The organism is Stutzerimonas kunmingensis, from assembly GCF_021432085.1.
Taxonomy (GTDB): Bacteria; Pseudomonadota; Gammaproteobacteria; order Pseudomonadales; family Pseudomonadaceae; genus Stutzerimonas.
Window position 1 is genome coordinate 2086571 of record NZ_CP090366.1, and the last position, 12841, is coordinate 2099411.

Annotated in this window: 11 protein-coding genes; 4 read left to right on the forward strand and 7 right to left on the reverse strand. The window is 63.9% G+C overall.

The genetic code is table 11. The features are described from left to right. Positions 1-25: 25 nt before the first annotated feature. The 3 genes from LW136_RS09945 (at position 26) to betA (ending at position 5345) form a co-directional block, all read left to right on the forward strand. Positions 26-2092, forward strand: a complete 2067-nt coding sequence (locus LW136_RS09945; RefSeq protein ID WP_234175093.1) for a choline transporter — start codon at positions 26-28, stop codon at positions 2090-2092. Positions 2093-2184: 92 nt separating this feature from the next. After that, the gene (gene betB / locus LW136_RS09950; RefSeq protein WP_234175094.1) at positions 2185-3657 is read left to right on the forward strand and encodes a betaine-aldehyde dehydrogenase; all 1473 of its coding nucleotides are present in this window, start codon (positions 2185-2187) and stop codon (positions 3655-3657) included. Between the two features lie 14 nt (positions 3658-3671). Then, positions 3672-5345 (forward strand): choline dehydrogenase, encoded by a 1674-nt coding sequence (gene betA, locus LW136_RS09955; RefSeq protein ID WP_234175095.1) that lies wholly within the window; start codon positions 3672-3674, stop codon positions 5343-5345. 121 nt (positions 5346-5466) lie between these two features. Here betA and rimO read toward each other — a convergent pair whose 3' ends face one another. Then, a complete protein-coding gene (gene rimO / locus LW136_RS09960) occupies positions 5467-6789 on the reverse strand; it encodes a 30S ribosomal protein S12 methylthiotransferase RimO (protein WP_234175096.1) in 1323 nt (440 codons plus the stop codon). A gap of 258 nt (positions 6790-7047) precedes the next feature. On the opposite strand from rimO, the gene LW136_RS09965 reads away from it, so the two are divergent. Continuing rightward, positions 7048-7704, forward strand: a complete 657-nt coding sequence (locus LW136_RS09965; protein WP_046620644.1) for a hypothetical protein — start codon at positions 7048-7050, stop codon at positions 7702-7704. A 3-nt stretch (positions 7705-7707) separates the two neighbouring features. Here LW136_RS09965 and LW136_RS09970 read toward each other — a convergent pair whose 3' ends face one another. Genes LW136_RS09970 through LW136_RS09995 form a run of 6 tightly spaced genes read right to left on the reverse strand, consistent with a single transcriptional unit; the run spans position 7708 to position 12799 of the window. After that, a complete protein-coding gene (locus LW136_RS09970) occupies positions 7708-8778 on the reverse strand; it encodes an acyltransferase family protein (RefSeq protein WP_234175097.1) in 1071 nt (356 codons plus the stop codon). Positions 8779-8799: 21 nt separating this feature from the next. Beyond that, positions 8800-9873 carry a glycosyltransferase gene (locus LW136_RS09975; RefSeq protein ID WP_191122209.1) on the reverse strand — a complete coding sequence of 358 codons (1074 nt, stop codon included), beginning with the start codon at positions 9871-9873 and terminating at the stop codon, positions 8800-8802. An 11-nt stretch (positions 9874-9884) separates the two neighbouring features. Next, positions 9885-10097: a hypothetical protein gene (locus LW136_RS09980; protein WP_234175098.1), complete on the reverse strand. Its 213-nt coding sequence runs from the start codon at positions 10095-10097 to the stop codon at positions 9885-9887. A gap of 38 nt (positions 10098-10135) precedes the next feature. Next, complete coding sequence (locus tag LW136_RS09985; protein WP_234175099.1) at positions 10136-10465, reverse strand: hypothetical protein; 330 nt, start codon at positions 10463-10465, stop codon at positions 10136-10138. Positions 10466-10507: 42 nt separating this feature from the next. Then, positions 10508-11716, reverse strand: coding sequence for a glycosyltransferase family 4 protein (locus LW136_RS09990; protein ID WP_234175100.1), 1209 nt, complete (start codon positions 11714-11716; stop codon positions 10508-10510). A 48-nt stretch (positions 11717-11764) separates the two neighbouring features. Continuing rightward, the gene (locus LW136_RS09995; RefSeq protein WP_234175101.1) at positions 11765-12799 is read right to left on the reverse strand and encodes an acyltransferase; all 1035 of its coding nucleotides are present in this window, start codon (positions 12797-12799) and stop codon (positions 11765-11767) included. Positions 12800-12841: the final 42 nt, after the last annotated feature.

A 12841-nucleotide genomic window follows, 5' to 3' on the forward strand; every position in this document is an offset into this window, starting at 1 on the left:
AGAACAAGTTCAGGAGATCGAACTGATGAACGAGGCTGAGCTCTCGCCCAATGATTCCGAAGCGCCGGCTGACCGGATCAATCCCGTAGTGTTCTACGGTTCCGCAATCGCCATCGTGGCGTTTGCCATATGGACGATGTTCTTCACTGATCGCTCCCAAGCGGTCATCAATACGGTGCTTGGCTGGATATCCGACAGCTTCGGCTGGTTCTACTTTCTCGCCGTGCTGGTCTACCTGCTCTTCGTGGTGATCGTCGCCACCAGCCGCTACGGCAAGATCCGCCTCGGGCCGGATCATTCCAAACCCGAATTCAACGTGGTCACCTGGGCGGCGATGCTGTTTTCCGCCGGGATCGGCATCGACCTGCTCTTTTTCTGTATCGCCGAACCCATCACCCAATTTCTCGAGCCGCCGGTAGGCGAGGGCGGCACTACCCAGGCCGCACGCCACGCCATGGAGCTGACCTTTCTGCACTGGGGGCTTTCGGGCTGGGGCGTCTATACCCTGGTCGGCATGTCGCTGGCGTATTTCAGCTTCCGCCAAGGCTTGCCGCTGTCGATCCGCTCGGCGCTGTATCCGATCTTCGGCAAGCGCATCCACGGCCCCATCGGGCATACCGTCGATACCGCCGCGGTGCTCGGCACGGTGTTCGGCATAGCCACCAGTCTCGGCATCGGCATCATCCAGCTGAACTTCGGCCTCAACTACATCTTCGGCGTACCGGAAGGCACCTTCACCCAGGCCGTGCTGGTGGTGCTGATCGTGGTGTTCTCGGCGATCTCGGCGGCGACCGGGGTCGAGCGCGGGATTCGCCGGCTTTCCGAATTCAACATGCTGCTGGCGGTATTGCTGCTGCTGTTCGTGCTGGTGGTCGGCGATACGGTGTTCCTGCTCAACGCGCTGGTGATGAACGTTGGCGACTACTTCTCCAACTTCATCAGCCTGTCGCTGGACACCTACGCCTACCGCCGGCCGACCGACTGGCTGAACGCCTGGACGGTGTTCTTCTGGGCCTGGTGGATTGCCTGGGGACCGTTCGTGGGCCTGTTCCTGGCTCGCATTTCCCGGGGGCGTACCATCCGCGAGTTCGTCATCGGCACGTTGCTGCTACCGCTGGCTTTCATGATGGCCTGGATGTCGATCATGGGTAACAGCGCCATCGAGATGGTCATGGGCGGTGCCCTCGAATTCGGTCAGCAGGCGGTGAGCAACCCTGGCTCGTCGATCTATCTGTTCCTGCAGAGCCTGCCCTGGGCCGGTCTCACCACCATCGTGGTGACCATCCTCGCCATTGTGTTCTTCGTTACCTCAGGCGACTCCGGCTCGCTGGTGCTGTCGAACTTCACCTCCATCCTCAAGGATGTGAACAGCGATGCGCCGGTGTGGATGCGCATCCTCTGGGCGGCGATCATCGGCGTGCTCACCCTGGCGCTGCTGATTGCCGGCGGCCTGACCGCGCTGCAGGGCACCGTGGTGATCATGGGGCTGCCGTTCTCCATCGTCCTGCTGTTCATGATGTACGGGCTGTTCAAGGCATTGCACGTCGAGGGCGTCATGGCCGACAGCTACCAGAAGAGCCTGTCCGGCTATCTGTCCGGGCGCGCTACGCTGGAACACACGCAGATGAACTGGAGTCAGCGGCTGTCGCGGGCGATGAGCTTCCCCAGCCGTTCGCAGATCCGTCGTTACCTGAAGGATGTCTGCAAGCCGGCGATGGAAGAGATCCAGAAGGCGCTGGGCGAGAAGGGCGTGCCGGTGGATATCGTCGAAGGCGAGCCAGGCAACGAGCACCTGGCGCTGCACGTCAATCTGGGCAGCGAGCAGGACTTCACTTACCAGATCTGGCCGGTGCGCGGCACCATGCCATCCTTTGCCCTGCGCACGCAGAGCGGCAACGCCGACTACTACCGGCTCGAGGTGCATCTGCGTCAGGGCAGCCTGGGTTACGACCTGATGGGCTACTCCCGGCGCCAGCTGATCGAGGACATCCTCGACCACTACGAGCACCACATGCACTTCCTGCATCTGCAGCGCGAGAACGGTGGTGGTGAAAGCGGCATGCCCAACCCGGGCGCAACGCCGACACCTTGACCCTGCACGCCTCGGGCGATCCCCGAGGCGTTCCATTCATGTCGCGGTAGTGTCGATCCGCTGCCGCCACGACCAGTACGAAGAGGTAGAACATGGCCCGTTTCCCACGGCAGCAACTCTATATCCATGGCGGCTACGTCGACGCCAGCAGCAACCAGACCTTCGAGAGCATCAACCCGGCCAACGGCGAAGTCCTGGCCGAAGTGCCCGAGGCCGGTGCGGCCGATCTGGAACGTGCGGTTGAAAGCGCCGAGCAGGGCCAGCGCGTCTGGGCAGCACTGACCGGCATCGAGCGTGCGCGCATCATGCGGCGCGCGGTCGATCTCTTGCGCGAGCGCAACGACGAGTTGGCCCTGCTGGAAACCCTGGACACCGGCAAGCCGCTGAGCGAGACCCGCAGCGTTGACATCGTCACCGGTGCCGACGTGCTGGAGTACTACGCGGGCCTGGCTCCGGCCATCGAGGGCGAGCAGATTCCGCTGCGCGACAGCAGCTTCGTCTACACCCGGCGCGAACCGCTGGGCGTGGTGGCCGGCATCGGTGCCTGGAACTATCCGATCCAGATCGCCCTGTGGAAGGCCGCTCCGGCGCTGGCCGCGGGCAACGCGATGATCTTCAAGCCCAGTGAGGTCACGCCCCTGAGCGCGCTGAAACTGGCGGAGATCTTCAGCGAGGCTGGGCTGCCCGATGGCGTGTTCAACGTGCTGACTGGCAGTGGCGCCGGCGTCGGGGCGCTGATCACCGAGCACCCGCGCATCGCCAAGGTGTCCTTCACCGGCGGTGTGGCGACCGGCAAGAAGGTCATGGCCAGCGCGGCAGGCTCTTCGCTGAAGGACGTGACCATGGAACTGGGCGGCAAGTCGCCGCTGATCGTCTGCGAGGACGCCGATCTGGACCGCGCGGCCGATATCGCGGTCATGGCGAACTTCTTCAGCTCCGGCCAGGTGTGCACCAACGGCACCCGGGTGTTCGTCCCCGCGGGCCTGAAAGCGGCCTTCGAGGCCAAGCTGCTGGAGCGCGTGCAGCGCATTCGCCTGGGTGATCCGCAGCAGGATGAGACCAACTTCGGCCCACTGGTCAGCTTCGCGCACATGAACAAGGTGCTCGACTACATCGCTCAGGGCAAGGCCGCCGGCGCGCGGCTGCTCTGTGGCGGAGAGCGGGTGACCGAGGGCGAGTACACCAGGGGCGCCTTCGTCGCACCCACCGTCTTCAGCGACTGCAGCGACGACATGAGCATCGTGCGCGAAGAGATCTTCGGCCCGGTGCTGAGCCTGCTTGAGTATCAGGATGAGGACGAAGTCATCCGCCGCGCCAACGACACCGAGTACGGCCTCGCCGCCGGCGTGGTCACCAGCGATCTGGCGCGGGCGCACCGCATCATCCATCGCCTCGAGGCCGGCATCTGCTGGATCAATACCTGGGGCGAATCGCCGGCGCAGATGCCGGTCGGTGGCTACAAGCAGTCCGGCATCGGCCGCGAAAACGGCATCGCCTCGCTGGCGCACTACACGCGGGTCAAATCGGTACAGGTAGAGCTGGGCGAGTTCGCCTCGGTGTTCTGAAGGAGGTTTGAACCATGGAATATGACTACATCATCATCGGCGCCGGCTCGGCGGGTAACGTGCTCGCCGCGCGCCTGACCGAGGATGCCGACGTCAGCGTGCTGCTGCTGGAAGCCGGCGGCCCGGACTACCGGCTGGACTTCCGGACCCAGATGCCCGCCGCGCTGGCCTATCCGCTGCAGGGCACGCGCTACAACTGGGCCTACAAGACCGACCCCGAGCCGCACATGAACAACCGTCGCATGGACTGCGGTCGCGGCAAGGGCCTGGGTGGCTCATCGCTGATCAACGGCATGTGCTACATCCGCGGCAACGCGCTGGACTACGACAACTGGGCCAAGGCACCGGGACTAGAAGACTGGACCTACCTCGACTGCCTGCCGTATTTCCGCAAGGCCGAATCGCGCGACATCGGCCCCAACGACTACCATGGCGCTGTCGGCCCGGTCAGCGTGACCACGCCGAAGGCCGACAACAATGAGCTGTTCCACGCCATGGTCGAAGCCGGTGTGCAGGCCGGCTACCCGCGTACCGACGACCTCAACGGCTATCAGCAGGAAGGCTTCGGCCCGATGGACCGTACCGTGACGCCCCAGGGCCGGCGCGCCAGCACGGCGCGCGGCTATCTGGATCAGGCCAGGGAGCGGCCGAACCTGACCATCGAAACGCACGCGGTGACCGATCGGGTCCTTTTCGAAGGCAAGCGCGCGGTGGGCGTGCGCTACCTGCGCGATCGCAAGGACCCGTACATCGTGCGTGCGCGTCACGAGGTGCTGCTGTGCGGCGGGGCGATCGCCTCGCCGCAGATCCTGCAGCGCTCGGGCGTCGGGCCGGGCGAGCTGCTGCGCCGGGTCGGCGTGAAACTTGTCCACGAGCTGCCCGGCGTTGGCCAGAACTTGCAGGACCATCTGGAGATGTACTTGCAGTTCGAGTGCCTGAAGCCGGTTTCGCTGTATCCGGCGCTGAAATGGTGGAACCAGCCGGCCATCGGCGCCGAATGGCTGTTCCTCGGCAGCGGCATCGGCGCCAGCAACCAGTTCGAGGCCGGCGGCTTCATCCGCAGCAGTGAAGAGTTCGAATGGCCGAACATCCAGTTCCACTTCCTGCCGGTGGCGGTCAGCTACAACGGCAGCAACGCCCATGACGGTCACAGTTTCCAGGCCCACGTCGGCTCGATGCGCTCGCCCAGCCGCGGGCGTATCGAGATCCGCTCGACCGACCCGGCCGAGGACCCGAGCATCCTGTTCAACTACATGGCCCACGAGCAGGACTGGCGCGAGTTCCGCGATGCCATCCGCATCACCCGCGGGATCATCGCCCAGCCGGCGCTCGACCCTTACCGCGGTCGCGAGCTGAGCCCGGGTATCGATGCGCAGAGCGATGCCGAGCTGGACGCCTTCGTCCGCGAGCACGCCGAGACAGCCTATCACCCGTCCTGCTCCTGCAAGATGGGCAGCGACGGCATGGCCGTGGTCGACGGCCAGGGCCGGGTGCATGGGCTGGAAGGGTTGCGCGTGGTGGATGCCTCGATCATGCCGCAGATCATCACCGGCAACCTCAACGCGACCACCATCATGATCGCCGAGAAGATCGCCGATCGGATTCGCGGTCATGAGCCGCTGCCGCGCAGCACGGCGAAGTACTACGTGGCCGGCAATGCGCCGGTGCGGCAACCGCCGCAGCGTTGATGAGCCCGCAATCAGTCGGTGGGAAAGGCTTCGCCGTTTCCCTCCACCGGGCTGCCCAGGGCTCGTAGCGCAGAAATGAAAACGCCCCGCAGAAGCGGGGCGTTTTGTTTAACCGATCAGCTCAGATCACTTCGGCCCAGAGGTCGTACTCGTCGGCGTTGGTGACACGCACGCGGACCTTGTCGCCCGGCTGCAGAGGCTGTTCGCTGTCGACGTAGACCATGCCGTCGATCTCCGGGGCGTCGGCCCAGGAGCGGCCGATGGCACCGTCGTCGTCCACTTCGTCGATCAACACGTCCAGCTCCTTGCCGACCTTCAGCTGCAGGCGCGCGGCGCTGATGGCCTGCTGGTGCGCCATGAAGCGGTCCCAACGGTCCTGCTTGATCTCGTCCGGTACCGGTTCCAGGTCCATGGTCTCGGCCGGTGCGCCTTCGACCGGCGAATACTGGAAGCAGCCGACGCGGTCGAGCTGGGCTTCGGTCAGCCAGTCGAGCAGGTACTGGAAGTCTTCCTCGGTCTCGCCGGGGAAGCCGACAATAAAGGTCGAGCGGATGGTCAGCTCGGCGCAGATCTCGCGCCACTGCTTGATGCGCGCCAGGGTCTTGTCCTCGAAGGCCGGACGCTTCATGGCCTTGAGTACCTTCGGGCTGGCGTGCTGGAAGGGGATGTCCAGGTACGGCAGGATCTTGCCGGCGGCCATCAGCGGGATCACGTCGTCGACGTTGGGGTAGGGGTAGACGTAGTGCAGGCGCACCCAGACGCCCATCTTGCCCAGCTCCTCGCACAGCTCGAGCATGCGCGTCTTGACCGGTTGGCCGTTCCAGAAATCCAGCTTGTACTTAAGGTCGACGCCATAGGCGCTGGTGTCCTGGCTGATCACCAGAACTTCCTTGACGCCGGCCTTGACCAGGCGCTCGGCCTCGCTGAGCACATCGCCCACCGGGCGGCTGACCAGCTTGCCGCGCATGGAGGGGATGATGCAGAAGCTGCAGGTATGGTTGCAGCCTTCGGAAATCTTCAGATAGGCGTAGTGACGCGGGGTGAGCTTGATGCCCTGTGGCGGCACCAAATCGACGAAGGGATCGTGCTCGATGCTCGGCGGCACCACTTCGTGCACCGCATTGACCACCTGCTCGTACTGCTGCGGGCCGGTAACCGCCAGCACGCTGGGGTGCACGCCACGGATGTTGTTCTCGTCCACGCCCATGCAGCCGGTGACGATCACCTTGCCGTTCTCGGCGATCGCCTCGCCAATGGCGTCCAGCGATTCGGCCTTGGCACTGTCGATGAAGCCGCAGGTATTGACCACCACCACATCGGCATCCTCGTAGGACGGCACGATCTGGTAACCCTCCATGCGCAGCTGGGTGAGGATGCGTTCGGAGTCGACGGTTGCCTTTGGGCACCCCAGGCTGACGAACCCGACTGTTGGCGTTTTGCTCATCGACTTTGAACCTCGAAAACCACGCATTAAAAAGGCGCGCGAGTATATAGAGCTGAGCATTTTTTAGCCAGACTGAAAGCGGCAGCGCTCGACCGTTCAGCGGTTCACCGTTCCATTGCCTTGGCCGGGAGCGTGGCGGTCTGGCTGGGCTAAACCTCGAACCATTGGTCGCATGCGGCGGTCGTACTGCGAATCGTGTTGCGCGAGGTATCAAAAGCCTATCATTGCCGCCTTTATTCAACCGGGGAAATGGACTTCATGAAAACGTTGCTATCGAAAGGCCTGGCGATGACCGCTGCCATGGCGTTGTGCACGAGCGCTTTGGCCGATGATGCGCTGTTCAAGGAGCATGTGTATGGCGCGCCGTTCAGCAAATACAGCAATCAAGCTGGCTATTACGATTGTTCTGTAGAAATTGGCGCCACCGCACTGTGCATAGATGACGTCAAATTCGTGGGGCACGCTTTTACTGCCGCTTTACTGTTCTCCGGCGACAAGCTTTATATGGTCAGTCTGTTGTCAGCTTTTGAGCAGCAGGCCTATGTACAGGCGGTCGCTGCGCTGGCTAAGACCTTTGCGCTTGTCTCACTGGCTGATGCCAGTTCGCAGCTTGATCTTCTTGATCTGGACCGCCGTAGCAGCCGGCAGGATTTCGCAGCAAAGTTGTCCAGTTACGAAAGCGTGGCGGCTAACGCAGGAAACCTAACCTACACCTTCATCGAAGGCCTGGATCGCGCCAAGAAGCATCCTAATGTCACGACAGCCGTAGCTGCCGCCAAGGACAATACGCGTGTCGCTGAGCTGGTGATAATGGATGACGGCGCTGACTCGATACTTGCCGTCCGTTTTTCGTTTCCTAAACTGGAGGCAAGAAAGCTCAAGGACGCGCTCGCCAGTCCCGTAGAGGATTTCTAGCGATCAGCGATTGGATGTCGCAACTACCGGCGCCGTTGAGGGGCTCTGGCGCGGCAGGTAGCGCTTGAGCCGAAGCGCTGGCGATTCGACGAGGTGCCAGGACAGCACCGCGAGCGCCAGGCTGGCAGCGAAGCCAAGGAGCATGAAGGGAATCAGTGGCAGCTGGCCGTCGGTCCAGTGCATCAGTAGCTGCTGGACCGGGAAGCTGAAGATGTACAGGCCGTAGGAGAAGTCGCCGGCCTTGCCGAAGCCGGACAGCCTCGGAATGCGCAGTTGGGCGAGGTAGAGCGTCAGATAGGGCAGGGTCAGCACGTGCACCAGCTCCCAGTGATCGGTGCGGGCACTCACCAGGTTGGCAGCAACCAGCAGCGCGGCGATTTTCCAGTTCCAGCGAACGAGGTGCCGGTACAGATAGAGCAGCACGCCGGCATAGAAGAACATCCCCAGGCGAGTGGCCTTGCGCAGCAGGTCGCTCTGCATCTCGTAGATCGGCATCAGGTGGAAGTGCACGCCCACCATCAGAATCAGGCCGATCAGCGCGCTGCTGCGGCCGAATACCTTGACGATTCCGAGCGTCAGCACGGTGACGTACATCAGCACTTCGTAAGGCAGTGTCCAGAGCGAACCGTTGACGCTGTGGGGAAACGGGTTGGCCTCGAATACGCCGGGCAGGCGGAACTCGGTGATCAGCGCGGCGTTGGCCAGGTAGGCGAGCGTGCCGGGGGCGGTGAAGTAATCGCCAAGCGGCAGCTCGGTGGCCAGCGGGCCGATCAGCAGGACCACGAACAGCACCGAGACGATCAGTGCCGGCATGATGCGCAGGGCTCGCTTGGCGGCAAAATCCAGCACGCTGCGGCTGTTCAGCCAGGACGCCGCAATGAGGAAACCGCTCATCACGAAGAACACGTGTACGGCGATATCCGCCGAGTCGTAGCTGCCGCTGAACAGGCGCAGAGGTTCCCGGTCCGCCTGACCGGATAGGCCGTAGCTATGGCCGAACACGACCATCGAGGCGGCAAAGAAGCGCAGGAAATCGAAGTTGTTGTCTCTTGGCGCGGTGGTTGGCGCGTGCATCGGCTCCTCCTTGGAATGGGTTCAGCGCAACGGAAAGGTCTGATGCATCCCCAGCGAACGGTTCTCGCCGTCACGGATGGCCTGCTCGATCAGTTGCAGCCGTTCCGGAACCTGCTGTCGCCGGGCCACGTGCCGCAGCAGGCCGAGGAAGATGCTTCGGTTCAACCGATAGAGCCAGGGTGAGGCGGCCCAGACGTAGGTGTCGAACCAGGCTTGGTTGCGGGCGGTGTAGTAGGCGCGGAAATCGGAATCACCGAGCAGGAAGGCTTCGTAGATGTTGCGGGTGTGCGCCTTGATGTTCCAGGACAGCTCAAGCTCGTCGATCAGCGCATCGGTCACCAGACGCAGACGGCCACCTTTGGCGGTAATGCGACGGGTGTACTCGGTGTCGTCGGCGTAGAGCACCAGCTCGCGCAAGGGCACCCCGATCGCCTGGTACAGGCTGCGATGGGCGAGCATGCCGCCATAGGGGGCGAACGGCAGGTCGATGGCCCGCGGCGGCGTGCCTTTTGGCCGGCCCCAGGGCAGGCGGCGCCAGACCTTGTACGGCAGCTGCGCGACGTGAAAGCCGAAGTAGCTGGAACGTGGCTGGATGGCGAAACGGCTCGGTACGCCGCGGGCGATGTCTTCCTGCTGACTGGGGCGAAAGCCCAGCACGGCGGCACGATGCAGCCCTACCTCGTCCGCCATTCGCGCCAGTTCTTCATGCAGCAGACGCACCGCGGCCGCGGTGGGGCCGTTGTCGTCATCCATCATCCAGATGTACTGCGCGCCTTCGGCCAGCGCCGCTTCCAGCCCCACGGCATAGCCGTTGGCCGAGCCGGTGTTCTGCGCCAGTGGGATGATGCGCACCTGCCCTGGCCAGCGGCTGGTGAGCTGTTCGAGTGGTGCGGTCGAGGCATTGCTGACCACCAGTACGCGGGTGATCTGTTCGAAGGCGAAGGCCTGCTCGATCAGTCGGCGCAGGTAAACCAGGCGGTCGCCGTAGGTCACCGTGACGATGGTGGTTTGCCGTCGCACCGGCATCTCGCCGGCGCTGGCGGCGGCTGCCTGTGCACTCTGCTTGCAGGGTTCGACGCGCGCGGTGTTCTGCACGGAATATCTCCTCAGCTCTGTTCAGGCGTGGCCAACGACAGGCAGTCGGCCTGCTGCACGTCGGCTGTCGTGCCTTCTTCGTTGGGGCTGAAGAAGGCGTGGAAGATGCGGATGAATCCATTGCCCGACGGTCCGTCAGGCGCGTCGGGCGCGGGAATGAGTTCGGTGTAGGAATAGCCATCGGCCAGAATCAGCGACGTTCTGGATGTTTCTTCTGTGCTCATGCCTGTGCTCCTGCATAACCCGGTGCTGCGACGCCGGATCAGAATGAATAGCGCCTGCTGTCTGCCGGCGGACTCCAGAACGAACCGGACGCCGGTTCCGCGAATCGATACGGTTGATGACCGGATGGGCTTTCCTGCTGCCCGCCGCCATTGGAGCCACAGCGTGGCGTTGCGTCGGTTGACGAGTCGCTGTAGGCGATGACGCTCGCGCTGCCGGCGCTGCTGCAGGCCGGCAACTGGCCGGACGGGTTGGTCGGTTCGGTGATCAGCGTGTCGGCGTTCACCGCAGCGCTGGCTGGCTCGACCACTACAACGAGAGCGAACCCGAGCGCTCGGGTCACTCTCATCCACTTTTTTACTGTGTTCATCCTTGAAACCTCGTAAGTGAATGGGGTTGATGGGGACTACGCTCAGGCGTGCTTGATCGGCACCACGGCTGCCGGGTAGAGCGGCGTGCTGGGGGCCGGCAAGGGCGCGGAGCTCTGCTGAAGGTCGAAGGCGCTGGCTTCGCGCAGACGCGCGTCGACGAAAGCGCGGATTTCCTGCTGGAAGCGTTCGCTGGAGAAGCGCTCGGCATTGCGTCGGCAGTTTTCCGGGGTGATGCGCGAGCACTGGGCCTCGAACTCGCCGATGGCGGCGATGAGCGAGGCGGTGGTCTGCTCCGGGTAGAACACGCCCGTGGGTTCGGCATGTTCGAGCCCGCGTACGGTTTCCAGTACGCCGCCGCGCCCGTAGGCGACTACCGGCGTGCCACAGGCCTGCGCCTCGATCGGCGCGATGCCGAAATCTTCTTCGGCGGCGAAGACGAACGCCTTGGCGCGCTGCATGTGTTGCAGCAGCACCTCGAAACTCTGGTAGCCGAGCAGGGTGACGTTGGGCCCGGCCGCTTCACGGGCCTTGTCCATTTCCGGGCCGGTGCCGATGACGATCAGGCGCTTGTCCGGCATGGCCGCGAACGCCTCGATGATCATCGGCATCTTCTTGTAGGGCACCATCCGCGAAGCGGTGAGATAGAAGTCTTCCTTGGCCTCGTGCAGGGTGAACTGGCGGGTGTCGACCGGCGGGTAGATCACCGTGGACTGGCGCCGGTAGCTCTTGTTGATGCGCCGGCCGATGAAGTGCGAATTGGCGATGAACTCGTCGACGCCGCTGGCGGTGCGCTGGTCCCACATGCGCATGTAGTGCAGCAGCATGCGCGCCAGCTTGGCCTTGATGCCGCGCTCCAGGCTCGCTTCGTGCAGGTACTGGTGCTGCAGGTCCCAGGCGTAGCGGATGGGCGAATGCACGTAGCTGATGTGCAGCTGGTTGGGCCCGGTCAGCACGCCCTTGGCCACTGCGTGGCTGCTGGAAATGATCAGGTCATACGAGGACATGTCGAGCTGCTCGATGGCCAGCGGCATCAGCGGCAGGTACTTCTGGTAATGGGTGCGCGCCTTCGGCAGTTGCTGGATGAAGGTGGTGGTGGCGCGCTTGCCGCCGAGGTGGGCACGGTCGGCGTCGGAGAGAAAATCGATGACGGCGAACAGATCGGCGTCCGGCCAGACGGCGCACAGCCCGGCGAGCACGCGCTCGGCGCCGGCATACGTCACCAGCCAGTCGTGAACGATGGCAACTTTCATGGCATGACATCCTTGATCGAGAAAGAGTGAGCAGCGAGGCGGTGAGCCTCAGCGGCTGTGCAGGCGTGCCAGTGGCATCAGGTCGCCCTGTCTGGTCAGGCGCCTGCCGGCGTGAGCCAGCGGCAGATCCAGAAACTGACGGCAGAGCTGGGCGCTGCCGAGGGCCAGCAGCAGGCCGAACACAGCGCCAGCCAGGCTGGCGGTCGGGCCGGTCAGGCCGAGCGCCTGGGGCAGCAGTTCGCTCAGGCGCTGCATCGCTGGCAGCAACAGATAGAGCGAGTAGCTGAGGCTTCCAAGCCAGACGAGCGGCGGTGCCCGTAGCGGTAGTTGGCTGGTGACCAGCAGGAAGGTCACGATGGCCAGGGCATAGGTGAGCAGGTTCCGGGGCCAGGCGGTTGCGTCCGCAGACCAGCCGGCGAGGAAGATGATCGGCAGCACCAGCAGGTAGATTCGCAGCGTGTAGCGCGCATATTCGCGGGCTCGTCTGCGGGCGTAGCTGCTGCTTTCATGCTTGGCCTCGTACCTGAGTGACGCGAAAAACATCAGTGATAGCGCCAGCGGCAGCGTGACCGGTAGCTCTGTGCCCAGCAGCTGCCGCGCCAGGGCGAGCAGCAGCGCCACCGCCAGCAGCACGAGCGCGCAGCTGGTCCGCAGACTGACGCTGTGCAACAGGCCGAGCACCTGCAGCAGCAGGCACAATCCGTAGAACAGCAGGATTGGCAGCAGCGCTCCGTAAGCGCCGATGACCTCGAACGCCATGGCGCCGCCTGGCGCGGCCACACCCGGCAGCCAGGCCGGTGCCGTCGGCAACAGAATGGCGGTCAGCAGCACCGCCAGCAGGTAGACCGGCAGCAGGCGCAGCAGGCGGCGGACGACGAAGCCTCGCCCGCCGTCGACGCTGGTATGCAGGCTGGCCGGCACGATGAAACCGCAGCACAGCAGGAACCAGAGCACCGCCAGCAGTCCGGGGTCCAGGGCGTGCTGCAGTGCCCAGCCGTCTGACAGTGGCAACAGCAGGGTCTGGAAAATCAGGAGTAGGGCTGCGCTGCCGCGTAGCGCGTCGATATGCGCCAACCGTTCCATGGTCTGCCTCGCTTGGTTGATGGAGTTGAGTGTCGGGACTGC